The 18,564-nt window shown below is 59.9% G+C and carries 16 protein-coding genes; 9 read left to right on the top strand and 7 right to left on the bottom strand.

Annotation, left to right across the window (positions count from 1 at the left end; translation table 11 throughout):
• Positions 1 to 83 precede the first annotated feature (83 nt).
• From FJ527_RS27155 to FJ527_RS27145, 4 genes are all read right to left on the bottom strand, one after another.
• Positions 84 to 281, bottom strand: coding sequence for a hypothetical protein (locus FJ527_RS27155; RefSeq protein WP_140824493.1), 198 nt, complete (start codon positions 279 to 281; stop codon positions 84 to 86).
• Between the two features lie 5 nt (positions 282 to 286).
• Complete coding sequence (locus tag FJ527_RS29955) at positions 287 to 607, bottom strand: hypothetical protein (RefSeq protein ID WP_318011831.1); 321 nt, start codon at positions 605 to 607, stop codon at positions 287 to 289.
• On the bottom strand, positions 604 to 1,113 hold the full coding sequence (locus FJ527_RS29950) for a hypothetical protein (protein WP_348642627.1): 510 nt from the start codon (positions 1,111 to 1,113) through the stop codon (positions 604 to 606). The genes FJ527_RS29955 and FJ527_RS29950 overlap by 4 nt, the downstream gene beginning before the upstream one ends.
• A 666-nt stretch (positions 1,114 to 1,779) precedes the next feature.
• The gene (locus tag FJ527_RS27145; protein ID WP_140824492.1) at positions 1,780 to 1,998 is read right to left on the bottom strand and encodes a DUF768 domain-containing protein; all 219 of its coding nucleotides are present in this window, start codon (positions 1,996 to 1,998) and stop codon (positions 1,780 to 1,782) included.
• Between the two features lie 329 nt (positions 1,999 to 2,327).
• Between FJ527_RS27145 and FJ527_RS27140 the strand changes: the two genes are divergently transcribed.
• Together FJ527_RS27140 and FJ527_RS29460 are read left to right on the top strand one after the other, a co-directional pair.
• A complete protein-coding gene (locus tag FJ527_RS27140) occupies positions 2,328 to 2,714 on the top strand; it encodes a response regulator (RefSeq protein WP_224720258.1) in 387 nt (128 codons plus the stop codon).
• 957 nt (positions 2,715 to 3,671) lie between these two features.
• The gene (locus tag FJ527_RS29460) at positions 3,672 to 3,839 is read left to right on the top strand and encodes a hypothetical protein (RefSeq protein WP_181166506.1); all 168 of its coding nucleotides are present in this window, start codon (positions 3,672 to 3,674) and stop codon (positions 3,837 to 3,839) included.
• A gap of 398 nt (positions 3,840 to 4,237) precedes the next feature.
• Here FJ527_RS29460 and FJ527_RS27135 read toward each other — a convergent pair whose 3' ends face one another.
• Together FJ527_RS27135 and FJ527_RS27130 are read right to left on the bottom strand one after the other, a co-directional pair.
• Positions 4,238 to 4,519 carry a hypothetical protein gene (locus FJ527_RS27135; protein ID WP_140661237.1) on the bottom strand — a complete coding sequence of 94 codons (282 nt, stop codon included), beginning with the start codon at positions 4,517 to 4,519 and terminating at the stop codon, positions 4,238 to 4,240.
• Positions 4,520 to 5,026: 507 nt separating this feature from the next.
• Positions 5,027 to 6,487 carry a caspase family protein gene (locus FJ527_RS27130; protein ID WP_140620017.1) on the bottom strand — a complete coding sequence of 487 codons (1,461 nt, stop codon included), beginning with the start codon at positions 6,485 to 6,487 and terminating at the stop codon, positions 5,027 to 5,029.
• A 197-nt stretch (positions 6,488 to 6,684) separates the two neighbouring features.
• Between FJ527_RS27130 and FJ527_RS27125 the strand changes: the two genes are divergently transcribed.
• Positions 6,685 to 7,410: a hypothetical protein gene (locus FJ527_RS27125; protein ID WP_140620019.1), complete on the top strand. Its 726-nt coding sequence runs from the start codon at positions 6,685 to 6,687 to the stop codon at positions 7,408 to 7,410.
• Between the two features lie 312 nt (positions 7,411 to 7,722).
• Positions 7,723 to 10,371: an autotransporter gene (locus FJ527_RS27120; RefSeq protein WP_246677818.1), complete on the top strand. Its 2,649-nt coding sequence runs from the start codon at positions 7,723 to 7,725 to the stop codon at positions 10,369 to 10,371.
• Between the two features lie 630 nt (positions 10,372 to 11,001).
• On the opposite strand, the gene tssH is transcribed toward FJ527_RS27120, so the two are convergent.
• Entirely contained in the window at positions 11,002 to 13,740 is a 2,739-nt protein-coding gene (gene tssH, locus FJ527_RS27110; protein WP_140722550.1) for a type VI secretion system ATPase TssH, read from the bottom strand.
• A 324-nt stretch (positions 13,741 to 14,064) separates the two neighbouring features.
• On the opposite strand from tssH, the gene tssA reads away from it, so the two are divergent.
• From tssA to tssE, 5 genes are all read left to right on the top strand, one after another.
• Entirely contained in the window at positions 14,065 to 15,240 is a 1,176-nt protein-coding gene (gene tssA / locus FJ527_RS27105) for a type VI secretion system protein TssA (RefSeq protein WP_140824490.1), read from the top strand.
• Positions 15,241 to 15,245: 5 nt separating this feature from the next.
• Positions 15,246 to 15,782, top strand: a complete 537-nt coding sequence (gene tssB / locus FJ527_RS27100) for a type VI secretion system contractile sheath small subunit (RefSeq protein WP_140620028.1) — start codon at positions 15,246 to 15,248, stop codon at positions 15,780 to 15,782.
• Between the two features lie 3 nt (positions 15,783 to 15,785).
• The gene (tssC, locus tag FJ527_RS27095; RefSeq protein ID WP_140620043.1) at positions 15,786 to 17,291 is read left to right on the top strand and encodes a type VI secretion system contractile sheath large subunit; all 1,506 of its coding nucleotides are present in this window, start codon (positions 15,786 to 15,788) and stop codon (positions 17,289 to 17,291) included.
• Between the two features lie 84 nt (positions 17,292 to 17,375).
• Complete coding sequence (locus tag FJ527_RS27090; RefSeq protein WP_181166515.1) at positions 17,376 to 17,825, top strand: Hcp family type VI secretion system effector; 450 nt, start codon at positions 17,376 to 17,378, stop codon at positions 17,823 to 17,825.
• Positions 17,812 to 18,564: a type VI secretion system baseplate subunit TssE gene (gene tssE, locus FJ527_RS27085; protein ID WP_140824489.1), complete on the top strand. Its 753-nt coding sequence runs from the start codon at positions 17,812 to 17,814 to the stop codon at positions 18,562 to 18,564. Before FJ527_RS27090 ends, tssE begins: the two co-directional genes overlap by 14 nt.

The raw sequence follows: 18,564 nt of genomic DNA, 5'->3' as shown, positions 1-18,564 counted from the left end.
ATGGCACGGCGCACCGCGCGTGCTCATTCGGCGATAAGGTCGATCGGCGCTTTGCTTTCCCGGCTTGCCGATTGGCGGCCTCGTCAAGCTCCGCCTCTGCTAAGGGGCGCTGCACCCGGCCCTTCTAAAGGCTGTCCGTCAAAGCCCTGTAGCCAGGCCTCGGCATGCTCGTGCCAATACTCAGGCACGGCGCGTTCCTTGCCATCCTTGCGCGCCTGCTGGCCATACATCCAGGCGTAGGCACAGGTGATGCGCTCCTGATCATTCTTTGCGACGACCATCTTACTCATTCCTCGCGAAAGTTCTGCAATGTAGCGTGCCGCAAATCCTCCTCGCCTCGCAAATGCTTCACACGGCCGATGATGCCGGGCTTGACCCATTGCGTTGCCGGCCGCTTCATGCCCTTGGGCGCCGGTCGGACATGCTCCTGGACGCGTTTCCACAGCCGTTCTCGGATTGCTCGGCTGGAATTGGTGAAGGTAGAACCGACACACTGGCCGGTCTTCCGATCGGCCATCAAAGCGAAGGCTGGCTTGCCCGGCTCACGTTCGACGCCAAGTAACTCGTATTCAGCCACCGTATGGCATTTTGCTTTCACCCAGTTCATCGATGGGCCGCTCCGGTATATACGGTCATTGCGTTTCGACACCATGCCCTCCAGCCCGGGCTGCTCGACAAGGTGGAAAATGCAGCATCGCCGGGCAAAGGCTGATAGAAGTGGATCCTGGTGTGCGGCGGGATCAAGTCGGCCAGGATGTCGCGACAGTCTTCCAGCGCCACATCCCAAAGGTCATGGCCGTTGAGGTGCAGCAGATCAAAGGCTACGAAATAGAGGTCATGCTGCCGGCTGGTGATGGCATTGCGCAGCGGGCCGAAGTCCGAGATCCGAGCCTCGTTCAGCACGATGATCTCGCCGTTTAAGGTGGCGTTTTCGACATTGAGGTCGCCGGCTGCCTTGGCGAGGTCACGGTATCTGGCCGTGCAGTCGAGTCCGCGCCTCGTTAAAATCCGCACGCCGCCCTCATCCTTGGTGAACTGAGATCGATAGCCGTCACACTTGACTTCGCGAATCCATTCTTCGCCCTCGGGAGGCTTCTCAACCAGGATCGGCATCAGCCGCTTACTGAACCTTCAAACCCATACACAGCACTCACGAACCGCAGTTCAATCAGTTTTGGCTAAAATGGTTTCGGAACCTTTACCAGGGCGTTGCAGCCCGCATGACAAAGCTGTCCGAGCTTGGTCCGCCTATTCCCGGCAAGTTGCACAGCGCCCAGCAATATTGAAGAGCATCTGCACTTCTACAACTGCACGTCCCTGTGGCCAAAGGGTTGATCAGCGCGATCTGCGCCAAGTCTTCTGGCATGAGCGGCCCGTTCATGAGCCGCTGGAGCCGGAGCCTGGAGGCGAAGGTGATCGCATTTCCAAAGCGGAAATAACAAAGCCCCACCAGCGGGTGGCCAGGCGACGAAGGCTTGTCGCACTGTTTGATGGAGACGTGAGGCAAACCCCGACATTGGCCAGTGCAGGCCCCCGACCGTGCTCTTAAGAATGGTGGAATGCGTGCCTGTGGATGGCAGCGGCTCATTCACCATATGCCGGCAACCCCATTGTAGGCGCCGCTGATGGGCATAGCGTGGAGAAGCGCCGTTCCAAGCGCATCCCTCCGCGCCGGCGTGCCTCCAAGCTCAGCTGACGTTGCCTATAGACGACCGGGGCTTTACGCCGCCGCCCGCTTGCCCGGTCGTCTGCCCCTCTTTTGCGCATCTTCGTTCGCGGCTACAGCCCGCCCGCTCCATGATGAACGGTGGCGTCGAGCACTGTTTCGTAAACGCTGCCGGTCTCCTCCTCAATTTCGGTGCTACTGATCCCGATCGCCTTCGCGTCGGCGAAAGGCTTTTCAATCGCCTCCGCAACCGTAATCACGTCTGAACTGGCGACGCCTGACAGATTGCTGCTTAGCCACCTGTCGAGGAAGTTGACGCCGCGAGTGCTCATCGGGGCATAAGCCGCCGAGAGATGTTACGTTCCGCTCATTGATGCAGCCGCCAAAGAGCGGCCTTTGCGGAATTTCGGCTCCAGTAACTTTCGAGCCGCCGCTATCACGGCGAACGATGTTGCGAAGGTGGTCCTTGATGGAATCCATGCTTCAGCTGCCTGTTAGCGGCGAAAGCATGATGTTCACTTCCATACGTCCGCTACCGGTAATTCTCGCCGGCGACGGACACCCACGCCTTTAACGTCAATAGCGGAGGCTATTAGCATGGACTAATCTTTTGATAGGTCGCAAGATGCCCTCCATTGAGGGGAACCGGTGAGTTGGCGTTGTGATTTTGGTCGTAGAGGATGAGCCGCTGATCCTAATGGATATCGAATCCGGGTTAGAGGACGCTGGGTTCGAGGTCGTTCGTGCGAAAAACGCGGAAATTGCGATCGAGGTGTTTGACACAGACCCGTCGAATATCCGCGCCCTGGTCACTGACGTTCGTCTCGGGAACGGAAAATCTGGATGGGAACTCGCCAGATATTTCCGCCACGCCTCACCAGCAATGCCAGTTGTCTACGTCAGCGGTGACAGTGCCCCCCATTGGGCTGAACAGGGCGTCCCAAACAGCGTCATGATTTCAAAGCCATTTGCCGTCGTGCAGATTGTAACGGCACTAGCCACACTCCTTAACCAGCAGATGCCGCGCGACCCAGGCACGCCCACCTAAGTGCAATGTCACTGGTGCAGTAAAAGAGCCCGCTGGCGAGAGCTTGCGGGCTTTGAACACATTCCACTTATATCAAGGGACCGGCGGCGGCGGCGGGACTATCGACGCCCCCGACCGGGCAGTCACGGACGACAGTCGCTCGCGTTTGATCAGCCCTGGGGGCTCCTCGCCTTATCCGCGGCGGCGAAACTGCGCCGAGCTAGCGAGCCTTGTCAGCCGCCTGCGATCAAAGGGGAGAGCGCAAACCGGCCGCGTCTATTCACGGCAGCGGCGGCGTCTGTAGACAGAATCAAGGCAATTGCCGGACCTTGGTGACCAATGCGGAGAATAGAATGCCATTCGGCGCCATGGAAATTGTGCCGAGATGAAAACAGCATCAAGAAAGCCCGCCGCTCCCGCGACGGGCCTTCCATAGGGCGGCACATCCCGTCGGAATCGACCACTGTATGGTGAACCTCCTCCCTCGAGTAGTGTTTCGGGCACGAAAAAGCCCGCTGGCTGGAGCCAGCGGGCAGGGTCACTTGGGAAGGCCGCAGGAGTTGGTGCGGCCCGCTCCCGAACCTTGATTTGCTGCGAACCGATATTAACCTATCTGGATTTTGAGACATGCGACAGAACGCGAAGAAGTGGACATGTTCCCCCACTAACCTTCCCTTTCCAACGATCTGCCTGAACGGCGAGTGGATCGCCTTGCTTGCTGGATCGCTCAAGTCCGCATCTTTTTCGCTTTGAGCGACGAGTTCGTTTTGCTGAAGGGTCACGTACTCTCGACGCGCGAGTGCCCTCCTTAATCGGGAGCACGTGACATTATCGGAAGGCGAAATGCAAAAGATTGTAGCTGCTGTTGGGATATCGCCTGCTGCCTCCGTGCCGCGTGACTTGGGCTAAGGAACAATTTCCCGCCCGCGCGAGTTGCTAACGCAGTAGGTTACACATCACGATAAGGCGGCCATTCTCATGCAAAAGATGGACGACACCAAAAAGCTGGTTAACCGCTTGGATGAAACGCAACGCCGCATTAAGGAAACTCAGGAGATTATCGAGCAAAACCAGCGGCTTATAAAGCGATCTCGTAAAATCCTTTCAAGTGCAGCCCAGAATTTCGGCGATGCTCGGCAGGGCTAATCATCTCACTTCGGAAAGCACACCTGGCGATTAGTCGGGTCATTTCTGTCGGAGTTTGATTGCGCTCCCGACCTCGACAACGCTACCTCACACCAGCATCTACCTATATTGCCGCCGGTTGGCTCGATGAGCAGCGCGTCCGCGGCACGGCCCCAGCGGAAGATGCAGCACTGTCGCCACGACGCAGAACCGAGGTCATTGCGACTTGAGACCCGTGCTGCCGTGCTTCAAGACCCAGGAGGCCTTCAAACGAGCAATGGCGCGGTGCTCGTCGTTGAACGATCATAGCTATGCAACGGAGCCGCCAAGATCGCGCTATCATCGCGACGCGGGGCGCGATCACGCTGCGGGGCGGGCAAACAGTCCACCCCCGTTTTTGTTGGCCTCAAAGGCTAAATTTAGCCGCCCATCTTTTTCGCCATAGCGCAGAAATCCGCATGCGCCTTGTTAAGCGTAGTATCGCCGCAGTCTTTCAGTACCGCCTTCTGTTCATCGGGCTTCATGGACATCCAAGCGGTTTTGAAATCCGCCTCCGACCTCAACGTTTTCATGCCTGCATCGGTGAAGAACGGCGACATCTTCGCCGGATCGTCGAGAGCGGATGTGTTGTTAGCGGCAAGTGCTGAACCACTCATCATGGCAAGCGTCAGCACGCCCATTGTGAGCATCTTGATGTTCATTTGATCCTCCGTGTGGTCGTTGAAGTGACCATAAGAGAAACGTGCATTTTCCAACTGGGTTCCAGCGCATAGCCGTTGAAAACCTAGGATGATAGGCTGCTCGGCGATGATAGGAAATTAGCAACTTCAAACATTGTTACGCACATCCGCGATCACCACGAAGCGTCCGCAGGCGCTATCGGCCGTGTTCAGCAGGGCCCCACCAACCTTCCCAAAACGTACTTCAGTCGCTCCGTTTCAGTGGGCCAGATCATAGCTGTCTCCGACTGGAGTGATACGCCGTCTCGTTTTCGTTGCCTCACTGCATCCATCAGCTCTCGTGTCGCTTGAGCGACCTTGGCGACTGGGGCAATGGACGCTGTAGACCGGCCGGGTTGCCGGGCTTGCACAGATCTGGCGCAACACACTGCAAGGGAACGGCGGCTAGACGATGCGGTGAAGCACCCCCAAGGCCCCGTCATTCCCGTTCGCTCCGTGGGAAGTGAGGGCGTGAGCAAAGGCGGCCGCCTAGAATACACCGCCAATGCCGATGCCCCCGGAAATGTCGGGTGGGGGAGCCGCGGGACGTCTCGGCGCGGCTGGCGAGCGTTTTGCAGTCATCCCCCTGGGGGTGTTGCGCGACGGGGCGGCATCCGACGCCACTTTAGCCGGCTTGGCCTTGACGATGACCGGTTGCTTGCAGATTCTGCCTGAGCGCAGAAAGAGATCGCCGAGCAGTCCGACGCTCGGCTCAGTCGTTGCTGCGACCTGCTTGGTGTTTTTGTAGTAGTCAGTGAGAGCACGAATTGAGCCCGTGCCCCAATCCCCATCAACCTGCATCCGGTAGCAGCCCAGGCGACGAAGTTCCGTCTGAATGTTGCGTGCAAGATCGGCCGTCTTGTCCTTGTCCCCCACGCCCGCGGACGCGCCGATTATAAGGGTTTCGAGACCGGAGACGACACTTTGGCGAGCGTCTTCAACCCCTTCAGCGGGCGACAAATTGGCAACCTGAGTGCCAACAGGCTGCGCCAAACTGGATGACGGTGCGGGAATCTCGACCGACCGCAACGTCTGTCCAACGATGACCACGGCTGTTTGCAGGTCATTTGAGGCAAGTTCGACCTGCAACCTCTTCTTTGCTGTGGGGTCTGCCAGGATGCGTGAAAGGCTTGCGCTCAACTGTCCCGGATCGAGCACCTGTTGCTCGGTGAAATAGAACTGCTCGCGCAGGTTGGATTGATCCCAAGGCACTTGACGGCCGACCGTCAGCGCCTCAGTTTCGTTGCGCACACGGATCATCATGTCCGAAATGCTGAGCCCGGGGATCTCGACATTCTTCAGCAGTGCGGTGGTGAACGGGCTGTTTTCGCCGCCGCCATCTGCCGTGACATTTCCAGGCTGAGTGGCAAAGGCAACGAATGTATTTTCACCGACTTCAACTTGCGCCAGACCATTGCTCGCGCCGCTGCCAGAACCGAGCGGATTGTTGCGGCAGGCGTCCAGGAATATGAATGTCTGGCGGTCGCGTCGCGCGAACCGCGCGATCACATCATTTAGCTTGATGGCGCTGCCCGTCAGTTTTTCCAGGCTTTCAGGATCGGGCGTATCAACCGAGAGCAGGTAGTTTTCGCCATTCAGTTGGACGCCGTGACCGGCATAGAAAATCAAAACGGCACTGGCGCTCGGTAACCGCGCTTCAGCGTCTTGCAGGAGTTTGGCAAAACCTTGAGTCGAAAGATCGGTCCCAGTCAGGACTTCAAAATTCAGCCGCTTCAAGCTCCCTGAAAGCCTTATGGCATCGTTTGTTGCATTGGGGAGATGCTCAAGCCGGGTGCTTTGATAGTTCGAATTGCCAATGACGATCGCCAGCCGGTTGCGTGGTTGCGGCGACGCGGTCTGTTCGACCGCCGCGCGAGCGCCGGCCGAGCCAAGGAGCATCAGAAGCAGAAGCAGCGGGATACGAAACAAGAGTCTGAGGCGATGGGTCATGTCAGCATGCTCGGTCCGGCCTGCGTCAATGTTGATCTCGCAGCCTTCCAAACAGCGCACCACGACGCAAAACGCAATCCTGCCCGAGCGTCTGGACCTGCGCCCCCAAAGGCCAGCAGATTTTTATACCAAGAATCGTATCAAAGATAGGTGAAAGGGATTTGTATGCGCTCAGTCGCTGGATTGTGGAGGACAAAATGCCAACCAAGATCAACCTTGCGCTGCCGGTTTATGGAGCCGCTTACAAAAGCGTGTTCGTCCGCAGCCTGTTCGCAGCCCTGACCCACAAGAGCCTGTCCAGCTACGCCTTCACGCTGTCCGAAATCGAGTACACGGATATCCCATTTTCCCGGAACTATTTGCTGACCAATTTCTACTACAACAAACCGGATTGCAGCCACATCCTGATGATCGACAGCGATATGGGCTTTTCGCCTGATCTTATCGCCGCGATGCTGGCGCTTGAGAAGCCGGTGGTCGGCACTTTGTATCCTCGGCGCCTGATCGATCTCCGCAGACTTCACTCGCTGTCGAAACTGCCCTTCGAAAAGGCCTTTGCACGGAGTCTGGAGTTCGTCGGAACCATCATCGAACCCCGCCAGGAGATGAGCGGCTTCGTCCGGGTGTCGCTATGCGGCACGGGCGTCTTTTTGGTGTCCCGCGACTGCGTCACCGAGATAATCGAGAAACTTCCGGAAACGGTGAACCGGTCTCGCTACAAAAACAACAAATACACCGCACAGTTCGACAGTTTTCTGACGCCGTTTTCAAAGATCGTGACGCCCGATGTGGATTTGCCGACCGATTTTTCTTTCTGCCACCGCTGGGCGCAGCAATGTGGCGGCGAAATATGGGCGAGCTTTGACCGCAAGGTCGCCCATGCAGGAGATATGACCGTTTCGGCAGCCTATTCTGAGCTGTAACAGTCTCCTCTGACGTTGATGTACTGCCATGTCAGCAGTTCGATCGGAGTTTTCGATAGTGACCTTGTCGCCACATATGGCGTTACAATGGTCTGAGGGCGAACGCCTTTCCATTGCCATAGGGCAGCGCGCCGCGTACACTTCCGGTCAGCAAGGCATCGAACCCACCAGATGGGTCGCCGAGCGATTTTAATAGCCTAATTTGTGACGGTATCGATTTCTCGTAAGTGAGGTCGAATGAGAGTGCCGCGCAGGGTTTATCAACTGGGGGGTGTCCCGTTGCTTGCGTTAGCGGCAGCGTCCACGTTCCAAATGTCTGGCGCGGCAGCCTGCACCGCCACCGCCGAGGGCGCCTCGACAACAGTCGGGTCTGGCGTCTCCGCCGTAACGACCTTCCAAACGACGTCGGTCACGGCCTCGTGCAACACAGCCGGAACTGTCCAGGACTTCGGCGGCGTATTCACGACGGGGTTCGAGGGTTACCAAGGGCAAGACAACAGTTCGTCGACTGTCATCGTCAACGACTATGACGGCAATGGCGACGACGTTGTGAACATCGTTGGCGGCATCCTGAACAACAGTACGGCGACACCCAGCGTAAGTGGCCTGCCGCCGATAAGCTCGGAGGTAACGACCTCCTTGCAGCCGGGCACGGGGACCATTCAACTCCTTGGCGGCAACGACCGGTTCGACATGTCCGATGGGGTTTTCAACAGTGAGCCGTTTGCGCCGCAAGTCGATGCCAATCTCGACACTGGTGCGGGCGATGACACGGTCACCATCCACAGCGGCACCATTCTGAGCGTCTCCCTTGGCGAAGGCAACAATTCGCTGGAGTTGACCGGCGGTGAAATTGGCGGCTCAGTCATCGGTGGCGATGGCGCCGACACCATCATCATAGGACACGATACAAGCTTGGCCGATGGCGACGGCGGCATTGTCGCGGGTTCTGTTTTGACAAATGGCGGCGCCGACAGCGTCACCATCAAGAAGGGCGCCATTATTCACGGCGATTCGGAAGGAGGAGGTGCCATCGGGCTTGGCGACGGCGACGACCACTTCACCATGACCGGGAGCGTCCTCGACGCTAGTCTGAGCGGTGACGATGGCAACGACACGCTGGCTATCAGCGGTGGCACGGTCCACAGCGCCGTGACCGGAGACGCAGGCAATGATACGATCACGGTATCTGGTGGCACCGTCGACGGCAATGTCAGCGGCGGAGCCGGGTTCGACCAAGTTTCGGTTTCCGGCGGCACCATCAAGGGTGGCATCGACGCAGACCACGTCCAGCTCTCCGGCGGAACTATCGGCGGTGACATCACTGGCCTTGGACCCGACACGCTGATCATCAACGGATCCGGCGCGGTCGATCCGCTCAATCTGAGCGATCACGTTCTTTTCAGTGGAACCAATGCCAATGGCACCGTCACCGATACCGACCTTGCTGCCGGCGGCAAAAGCCAGAATTTCGCAGGGTTCGATAGTTTCTCCGCCGACCATTCCACGCTCCGTTTCAGCGGTGGCACGCAAGGCATCAACCAACTCAATCTCGGCAATGGCTCGACGCTGTTCATCAACGGCAACGTCACTATGCCAGGTTCGATCATCGCGACGAATTCGCTGATCAACCTGACGGACGGTGCCGCCGATGACGTGTTGACGCTGGGCGGCCTCACCCTCAATGGAGCAAGCATCGGCCTCGACATCAATCAACAGACGCTGCAGTCGGATCAACTCGTCGCCAACGCATTTTCGGCCACCGGGGTCAACACCATCATCGTCAACCTGCTGGGCACGCCCCAATTCACGCAGGCGACCGATATTCCGATCATCGTCTCGACCGGCGGGCCGATCGCCGGGATTTTCAACATCCAAGGCACTCCAGGCACCCTGGGCTCACTTTTCACCTATGCGATCGTCACTGGCCCGAATGGGGGCTTGTTCCTGCGCGCAACGCCGGCCAATTTCGGTATTGCGGCGGCGCCGATCAGCGCCACCAACGCCGGGGCGGTCACGGTGGCAATCGATGCTCTCTACGGCATAAACCGCGACGCGATCGATGCTGACCTCCCCCTTTCGCCCGCATCGGGATCCGGAATGGTGCCGGTTTCGTCCAGCTTCGGCGTCTTTGCCTCCGGCCAATTCGCTCATAGCGAGCATGACGGCTACACTATCAGTGGCGGCGGTTTGAATGGCCCCGGTCCGAGCTTCGATGCCAATGATTTTTCGGCCGCGATCAGCCTGGATTTCAATGCCGCCAAGCATTTCCAGTTCGACAATGAGTATGGTCTCAACATCGGTATTTTCGCCGGCTATGCCTCGACAGACGTCAACCTTGGCGCGTTCCGTGGATTTGACGCCATAGGCGAGGGCACCAACAAGGCCGGCATGTTCGGCGGCTACGCGCTGTTGCGCAAGGACGCCAATTACGCCCTGGTCTCCGCCTCCGGTTTCTTCGGCGGAAGCGACGTGACCAACGGCGTGCTCGGCACCACAGGCAGCTATGACACCGAGGGCTATGCGGTTACGGGATCGGTCGGCCACATCTTCACCTTGGGCGAGCGCACCCGTTTCGACCTGCGTGGTGGCCTGCTTGGCGTGTCATTCCGCGGCGATTCCTTTACCGACAGCGGCGGCAACCAGTTCGGCAAGAGCCGGCTTTCCTTTGGCGCGTTTAAGATCGAGCCTGGGATCTATGGCGACTACAAGCTAAGCAACGGGATGGTGTTCAGCCCCTATGCACGGGCCGAATTGCAGCAGCGTTTCGGTTACAAGAACACGACCGAAATCGACACCAGGATGATCTCCTTTGACGATGCCGATTTTTCCGCGGCGCTGTCGGCCGGCTTCAACCTGAAGGTCTCGGAGTTGACGACCGTCAACGGCGAAGTCCGTGGTAAGGTGTCGTCCGACAGTTCCACTATGGGCGCCAAGCTCGGACTGAAGGTCGCCTTCTAGTCGCGTGACTCTGCGATCCGAATGAGTTGGCGCGGCGCGCGCATTCGCGCCAGCATTTCGCCACTGCTACCAGATCGCCACCTCCCACTGCTCATTGAGCCGCGCGAACCGATTGCTCGGCCTGCGGTGTCGCACCCGGGTGAAGGCGCAGGGATCAGCCGGGCGCTTACGCGTTGGAGGGAGAGGACGGCCCCCATGGTTCGAGCGCGTCCGTCGAGAGTGAACGCTGGTCCAGCACTGCTCAAGGGTGAGCGTATTTGTCTAGCGTCGATCCAGAGAACGAACATCATACGATACGAGTTACGGATGGCGCTCCTTTGTTCGTTGATTCTGTGACAGTGCGGAGAGGAATTGGGCTGAGGCTCGCCTGACGAATGAGACGCCGTTTCGGCCGGGATGCGAGCCGACAGTCCAAGCCGCAAAGGTGGCGGGCACATTGAACTGGGATGATTTCAGATTTGTGCTCGCGGTCGCCAAGCACGGCACGCTCTCTGCGGCTGCGCGTCATTTGCGGACCACGCAGAGCTCCGATTGGCGGCGAAGGTGCGTTGATTAACGGCGTCCGTCCATGCATTGTGCTTCAAGATCTTAGATTGCGCGAATGCGTGACCGCGAATCCCATCTCGGGCTCTATTCGAACAAGTAGGTAAATCCTTGCGCCGAGGCGCCGACGATGACTTTTGTCATCTTCTTGCCCTCGAGCGTGCGATTGAGCACGCTGCGGCTGAGTTCCGGCAGTAGCGTGTTGGTGAGAATGGCGTCGATCATGCGCCCACCAGATTCGATCTCGGTGCAGCGCGCCTTGACCATGTCCATGACACCCTCGCCGATCACCAACTCTGCTTGGTTGCTGGCTTTGAGACGCCGCGCGATCTTGGCGAACTGGTGTGTGGTGATCGCCTCGATCATCGTGTCCGAAAGCGGGTAGTAAGGGATTGTCACCACGCGGCCGAGGAAAGCGGCCGGAAACACTTTCAGCAGCGGACCGCGCAAAGCAGTGTCCAGATCGTCGATGCCGGTGCGCAGGGTGCCGTTCCTCGTGCGGTCCATGATGACCTCGGAACCGACATTCGAGGTGAGCAGGATCAGCGTGTTCTTGAAGTCGATCCTGCGCCCTTCGCTATCGTCCATCATTCCCTTGTCAAAGACCTGGAAGAAGATCTCGTGCACGTCGGGATGCGCCTTCTCGACCTCATCGAGCAGAATCACCGAATAGGGCTTGCGCCGCACGGCCTCGGTCAGGATGCCGCCCTTGCCATAGCCGACATAACCGGGCGGCGCGCCCTTCAGCGTCGAGACCGTATGCGCCTCCTGGAACTCCGACATGTTGATTGAAATCAGGTTCTGCTCTCCGCCATAGAGCGTCTCGGCCAGCGCCAGGGCTGTCTCGGTCTTGCCGACGCCCGAGGGGCCGCAAAGCAGGAACACGCCGACCGGCTTTTCCGGTGCGCCGAGACCGGCGCGGCTGGTCTGCACGCGCCGCGCGATCATCTCCATCGCATGGTCCTGACCGACCACGCGCTCGGACAAGGTAGCCGCGAGCTTGAGCGCTTTCTCGGTCTGGCTGGACAGCATCCTTCCGGTCGGAATGCCGGTCCAGTCCTGGACAACCGCCGCCACCGCGTTACGGTCCACCGAGGGCAGGATCAACGGCGTCTCGCCCTGCGCTGCGGCGAGTTCCGCCATCAATTCGCGAAGCCGCGCCAGATCAGCGGCGGTATCGGGCGCAGGAGCAGGCTCGTGGGCAGCCTGTGTCCTAGGCGCCTCGCCCGCTGGCGCGTCGACAGCTTGCCCCGGAGCTTCCCCGCTTTCCTGCGCCTCAAGGGGCATGCCCTCGCCACGGAGTTTGGCGCGCAGATCGAGAATCGCGCTCACAAGCGCCTTCTCTCGGTCCCAGCGCTCTTGCGCTGCCGCAAGCGCGGTCTCGGCTTCCGCCAACCCGGCCTTTACGCGCGCCTGTCTGTCGGTCACGTCGATGCCGATCGCCGCCTCGCGGGAGATGATCCCTTCCTCGACCTCGAGCGCCTGGCGACGGCGCAGAATGTCCTCGACCTCGGCAGGCGTCGCGTGCTGCGAGATGGCAACGCGCGCGCAGGCGGTGTCAAGTAGGCTGACCGCCTTGTCGGGCAACTGCCTGGCCGCGATATAACGGTGCGAAAGCGAAACCGAGGCCTCGATCGCCTCGTCGAGGATCTGCACCTGGTGGTGCTGCTCGAGAACGCCGGCGACACCGCGCAACATCAATACGGCGACCGTTTCGGAAGGCTCGTCGATCTTGACGACCTGGAACCGACGGGTCAGCGCCGGGTCCTTCTCGATGTGCTGCTTGTATTCGGCCCAGGTCGTGGCGGCGATGGTGCGAAGCTCGCCGCGCGCCAGAGCGGGTTTGAGGAGATTGGCGGCGTCGCCGGTTCCCGCCGCGCCACCGGCGCCGATCAGCGTGTGGGCTTCGTCGATGAACAGGATGAGCGGGATCTCTGACTGCTGGACCTCGTCGATGACGGCCTTCAGCCGCTTTTCGAACTCGCCCTTGACGCTGGCGCCCGCCTGCATCAGCCCCACATCGAGCATGCGTACGCTGACGTTCTGAAGCGCCGGCGGCACGTCGCCTTGGGCAATGCGCAAGGCAAAGCCCTCGACGACCGCCGTTTTGCCGACACCCGCCTCGCCGGTCAAGATCGGGTTGTTTTGCCGGCGCCGCATCAGGATGTCGATGATCTGGCGGATCTCCGCATCGCGTCCGACGACCGGATCGATCTTGCCGTCGCGGGCGCGCTGGGTGAGGTCGGTGGCGTATTTGGCGAGTGCCGAGTCGCCCCCCCGGCCCCGATTCATCGACGTTTCGGCGGCAACTGCGGCAGGCGGTGAGCCGGCTTCGAGAGAGCCTTCGACCACATCCGAAAAGCGGGCGATAACCCCATCCGCGTCGATCTTGTCGAATTCAGCGCTGATCTTCGAAACTAGACCTTCCAGCACCGGTGTCTTCAGGCATGCCAGAAGAATATGCGCGCTGCGCACCTCCTCGACCCCAAATTCTAGTGTGGCCAGGTTCCAGCCTTCCTGGATGGCGTGGAAGATGTGATCGGAGAATTCCTCCAGCGAGGTCGCGCCATAGGGCAGCTTGTCGACGGCACGGGTCATATCTGCCGTCAGCCGGCTGACATCCAGCCCGGCATTAGCGACGATCATCTGCACGTCCGAGCGCTCAGATAGCACCAGTTGCTGGACGAAGTGGACCAGTTCGACATAAGGGTTGCCGCGCAACTTGGCCGTGTCGGCGGCGGCCTTGAAGGCGCGCACCCCCGTGGGATTGAGCTTCGCAACGAGTTCCTTGCGCTTGAAACTCTGCGACGACCGGCGCTGTTCCATTCGAACCTGCCCCCGAAATCTGCTGACCCTACCCTGCCACAGAAGCGGCTGCTTGACAAAGCCATGTGACGAGCGGGCCCTTTTGGCCCGTTCGGGCGGCACCTTGTCGTTACACAAGACTAGCAAACTCCCGCTAGGAACCAGCACTGCGATGCCAACGACGTTGCGCATACCGGGTCCTCCGATCGCCCATGGGTTTCGTTGAAAGATAACTGAGCATTCAGCTTCTGTTAGTTTTCGAGCATCTGCTCAATTGTCGTGGCAGGGGACCGATGATAACGTTACGTCATATGGGGGGCACGGGGCGGCTTGCGGGGGGTAAGTGTGGTTGATCTCGCACTCTGGCTGAATCCTCTGGACGGTGACAACCCGTCGGGAGTGGATTTGCGCAACGACCCGGCTTTTCACGAGCTGGAGCGGCTGACGGAAGCACAGATCAAGGTCGTTCACGAGGGCGGCAACAAGGCTTCGCAGTCAACCATTTCGGTCGACTGGGCGACCGTCCTGCAAAAAGCCGAAGAATTACAATCGCGCGGCCGGGATTTGCGCCTTCTCGTGATCGTCACGCGCGCGCTGGCCAACGAAGAGAGGCTCGCGGGCCTCGCCCAGGGGTTGAACCTGATCGCAAGGACGTTCGACCAGTATTGGGATACGATGCACCCGGCTTTGCGCACGGCCGCCACGGGCCGCGACGCGGCGCTGCGACGCATCAATGCGCTGCTTGAGCTCCAAAACGGCCAGGACGGCCTGCTGGCCAACCTGAGGCAGACCGTGTTCTTCTCACCGCGTGCGATCGGGCCGATCGGCGGGCGAGACCTCGAACAGGCCGCGCTCGACGAGCGCGTCATGCTCCAGGAAGCTGCGTCCGGCCTGGGGGCGGCCGAAAGGGCGGCGCTGACTGCGGCCCACAACCAGATGCTGAACCGGGTACGCACGGGATGCGCGGCGCAGGCCGATCAGGACGCCGACGCCATCATGACGCTTTTGCGCGATGCGCGCGCCGCCATTTCGGCGTTGCAGGCGGTAGATGCTGCGCTCAATGCCCGCATCGACGGCAATGGTGCAGCCGTTCCGGATTTGAAGAAGTTCCTGCAGCGACTGCTGACGACGCTGGAGTGGAATACCAGTGCCAGCGCGGTCGCCAACGGTGCCGCAAAGCCTGCAGCGCAGCCGTCTCAACCGGCATCGACACCCACCCGAAATGGCCATGGAGCCGAGACGATGGCAAGTGTGGCAAACTTGGCGGAAACCAGCATCGGCCTGCCTGAGCGCCTCAATTCGCGCGACGAAGTCGTCAAATGCCTCGACCTCGTGGTCGCATTCTACGATCGCACCGAGCCGTCCAGCCCGATCCCGCATCTCGCCCGGCGCGTCCGCCGCATGGTGCATATGGATTTCGTGGAACTGATGGAAGATCTCGCCCCGTCGGGGCTGAAGGAATTCCGGCTGCTTGCCGGTGTTCCCGATCCCAAGAAGCCGGCCCAGAAGGATGAAAGGTAACAATCATGCCAGCAGAGAGCAAAGCGAAGGTCATCGAAAGAAACCGCGCCCCGCGCGTGCAGATCGCCTATGACGTCGAAACCTACGGCAGCCCGACGACTATCGAGTTGCCGTTCGTCATGGCTGTCATTGCCGACCTTTCCGGCGCCTCGCAGACCAAGGAAGCTTCAAAGTCGGTTCTGGATCGCAATTTCGTCGAAACCGACGCCAACCGCTTTCCCAAATTCATGGAAGCGATGGGACCGCGCGTGAAGGCGCGCGTGAAGAACACGTTGCCGCAAGCCGAAGGTGCCGAGCGGGACGAGGAAATGGCGATCGATCTCACCTTCTCCAAAATGGGTGATTTCGCGCCCGACAAGATCGCCGAGCAGGTGCCGCAACTGGCCGAGATCCTCAAGATGCGGCGGCAACTCGAGGAACTGCTGGGCTTCATGGATGGCCGCGTCGATGCTGAAAAGCGCATTGCGCAGCTTCTCAACAACGAGCCTTTGCTGAGCAAGATCGCCAGCCAGGCGATGTCCGACGGCAAGGGCGAGGAGTAAGTCATGGCTGAACAGCAAAAGACCGCAGTCGCAACCGCCGAGGCGGAGGCCATAGATCTGGGTGAATTCAGCGGCCTGCTTGAAAAGGATTTCAAGGTCAGGAAGGACGACACCGAGAAGCTGCAGCAACTGGTGCGCAACCTGGCGCTGGCCGCTCAGTCCCGATCCGAGACGACGACCATCTCGTCCAACGCGATCAAGTCGATCAAGTCGCTGATCGCGGGCATCGACAAGATGCTGACGACGCAGGTCAACGAAATCCTGCATGCCCCCGAAGTGCGTGAGATGGAGGGCACTTGGCGGGGTCTCTGGTACCTCATCAACAACACCGAGACGGATACCAAGCTGAAGATCCGGGTGATGAACATCTCCAAGGAGCAGTTGGCCGACACGCTGGAAGACTATGAAGGCCAGATGTGGGACCAGAGCCCAATCTTCAAGAAAGTCTACACCGACGAGTACTCGATGCTGGGCGGCGAGCCGATCGGCTGCATCATCGGCGCCTACGAGTTCTCCAACCACCCGCGCGACGTCGGCCTGCTGCGCAACATCTCGGGTGTCTGTGCCTCGGCGCACACCCCCTTCATCGCGGCCGCCTCGCCGCGGCTGTTTCGGATGGACAGCTGGCAGGAACTGCCGAACCCGCAAGACCTGCAAATGATCGTGAACAACCCGGCCTATGCCTCATGGCAGTCGCTGCGCGAGAGCGAGGACGCCCGCTATATCGGCCTAACCATGCCGCGCGTATTGGCACGCCTGCCCTACGGCTCGGAGACCGTTCCGGTGAAGGGCTTCACCTTCGAGGAAGAGGTAAGCGGCGACCACAACAAATATGTCTGGATGAACGCCGCTTTCCCGATGGGCGTGAACATCAACCGCAGCCACAAGCTCTATGGCTGGGGAACGCAGATCCGCGGCGTCGAGAATGGCGGCACGGTGCTCAACCTGCCGGTGCACGCTTTCCCGACGGACGACGGTTCGATTGCGATGAAATGCCCGACCGAAGTTGCCATCGACGACCGGCGTGAGGCGGAACTGGCGAAGCTCGGCCTGATGCCGATCTTGCACCGCAAGAACACCGATCTCGCAGCCTTCATCGGGGCGCACTCGCTTCAGGACGACGAGACGCGTGCCGGGCGTCTGGTCGACCCCGACGCCCAGTCGAACGAAAGGCTGAGCGCCAACCTGCCCTATCTCTTCCCGGTCTCGCGTTTTGCGCATTACCTCAAGGCGATCGCGCGCGACAAGATCGGCTCGTTCAAGGAACGCACCGACATGGAGACATGGTTGACCGAATGGATCAACCGCTACGTGCTGGCCAATCCCGCCTTTGCCGACGACAAGGCGCGAGCCAAGCGACCGCTTGCCGCGGCCGAGGTTCAGGTCGACAGCGTCGAAGGCAGACCCGGTTACTACAACGCCCGTTTCTATCTGCGTCCGCATTACCAGTTGGAGGGCATCAACGCCTCGCTGCGGTTGGTGTCGGAACTGCCGTCCGTGAAGGGCTGAAGCGCAGCGAAGTCATCATCCTGTTTCATTTGAAAGCGGTGGAGAAAGACAATGCCGACCACAGACAGAAGCGATGCTCCTTCAATGAAGATTGATGGTTTTTTGAAAGTTCCCGACATCAAGGGGCCCAGCAAGCGCGACGGGCATGAAGACGAGATCGAAGTGCATGGCGTCGATTACAAGATGATGGCGCCTTATGATCCGAATTCGCTTTCGCGACGCGGCCGTGTGTCGATGGGAATGATCAAGTTCTTCAAGCACTACGACAAGTCGTCGCCATATCTGAAGAAGGCGTTGTTCGAGAACAAGGCGCTCGACGAGGTGGTGTTTTCGGCACGGCGCACCATTGACGGCGAGACCAGCGACTATCTGGTCGTGACGCTCACCGACGCGTCGATCATGGAATACGACATGCGGCAGGCTCCCGACGAGGCGGACCTGATCGAGGAAGAAGTCAGCTTCGCCTACAAGAAGATCAAGTTCGTCTACGACAAGGACGACGAGATCGAAATGGACGTTTATGTCGGCAAGTGAGACCAGGCGGCCTGGCGCGAGAGCGCAGCCTGGCGGCAGTTCGCGGGCAAGGCGCGAGGCGGTCCAGCCTTCCCTTTGGGATCGCCTCGTCAACGACTTGCCTGGGCTGACGTCGGAGATCGAGGGGCTGCGCCGTCTCTTGGATGAAGAACTCGGCGCCGAGCGCGTCGAGGGTCTTCTTGCCGGCAGCGCACGCGCTATCGACGCCGACGCCGAACTCACATCCGAGCAAAAACGGCGCCTGCACCGGCTGGTCTTCCAGAGCCAGCATCGCGCCGAGATCGAAGGCCGCGGCGTGGTCGTTTCGGCACGCGTGTTGAGAGAGGCCGTGCGCCGCGACATCGAGGCCCTGTTCAACACCGAGCGCTTCGAATCCGAACCGATGCTCTCCGACGCCGAACACGAACAGCCCCTGGACGAACTGCCCTCGCTCACTGACTTTCCGCAGGTGCGCCGAAGCGTGGTCAATTTCGGGGTGCCCTCTTTTTCCGGCCGTTCTTCGAGGGATTTCGACCGCGATTCGCTGGCACGAGAGATCCGCGCGGTGCTGGCCACCTTCGAGCCGCGCCTGAAGGAGAGTGCCACGATCGTCAACGTCACGCTCGGCGACAAAAACATCGGCCTGAAGATCGAGATCGACGCGGTGCTGATCATGGCCCCCACACCGGAGCGTATGCGGCTGCGCACCACGATCAATCTCGACAACGGGCTGGCACGAACCGAATTCAGGGAGACCTGA

The organism is Mesorhizobium sp. B2-4-18 (assembly GCF_006441385.1).
GTDB classification, from domain to species: domain Bacteria; phylum Pseudomonadota; class Alphaproteobacteria; order Rhizobiales; family Rhizobiaceae; genus Mesorhizobium; species Mesorhizobium australicum.
The sequence above is the reverse complement of the archived record's forward strand: the minus strand, read 5'-3'. Positions and strand labels throughout refer to the sequence as shown.

What these genes read in the sequence shown, in the direction of transcription:
- FJ527_RS27125 (WP_140620019.1), top strand. Translation starts at nt 6,685, where the DNA reads ATGCCAACCAAGATCAACCTTGCGCTGCCGGTTTATGGAGCCGCTTAC.
- FJ527_RS29950 (WP_348642627.1), bottom strand. Translation starts at nt 1,113, where the DNA reads ATGCCGATCCTGGTTGAGAAGCCTCCCGAGGGCGAAGAATGGATTCGC.
- FJ527_RS27135 (WP_140661237.1), bottom strand. Translation starts at nt 4,519, where the DNA reads ATGAACATCAAGATGCTCACAATGGGCGTGCTGACGCTTGCCATGATG.
- FJ527_RS27120 (WP_246677818.1), top strand. Translation starts at nt 7,723, where the DNA reads ATGTCTGGCGCGGCAGCCTGCACCGCCACCGCCGAGGGCGCCTCGACA.
- FJ527_RS29955 (WP_318011831.1), bottom strand. Translation starts at nt 607, where the DNA reads ATGAACTGGGTGAAAGCAAAATGCCATACGGTGGCTGAATACGAGTTA.
- FJ527_RS27155 (WP_140824493.1), bottom strand. Translation starts at nt 281, where the DNA reads ATGGTCGTCGCAAAGAATGATCAGGAGCGCATCACCTGTGCCTACGCC.
- tssE (WP_140824489.1), top strand. Translation starts at nt 17,812, where the DNA reads ATGTCGGCAAGTGAGACCAGGCGGCCTGGCGCGAGAGCGCAGCCTGGC.
- tssH (WP_140722550.1), bottom strand. Translation starts at nt 13,740, where the DNA reads ATGGAACAGCGCCGGTCGTCGCAGAGTTTCAAGCGCAAGGAACTCGTT.
- FJ527_RS27130 (WP_140620017.1), bottom strand. Translation starts at nt 6,487, where the DNA reads ATGACCCATCGCCTCAGACTCTTGTTTCGTATCCCGCTGCTTCTGCTT.
- tssC (WP_140620043.1), top strand. Translation starts at nt 15,786, where the DNA reads ATGGCTGAACAGCAAAAGACCGCAGTCGCAACCGCCGAGGCGGAGGCC.
- FJ527_RS29460 (WP_181166506.1), top strand. Translation starts at nt 3,672, where the DNA reads ATGCAAAAGATGGACGACACCAAAAAGCTGGTTAACCGCTTGGATGAA.
- tssB (WP_140620028.1), top strand. Translation starts at nt 15,246, where the DNA reads ATGCCAGCAGAGAGCAAAGCGAAGGTCATCGAAAGAAACCGCGCCCCG.
- FJ527_RS27090 (WP_181166515.1), top strand. Translation starts at nt 17,376, where the DNA reads ATGAAGATTGATGGTTTTTTGAAAGTTCCCGACATCAAGGGGCCCAGC.
- FJ527_RS27145 (WP_140824492.1), bottom strand. Translation starts at nt 1,998, where the DNA reads ATGAGCACTCGCGGCGTCAACTTCCTCGACAGGTGGCTAAGCAGCAAT.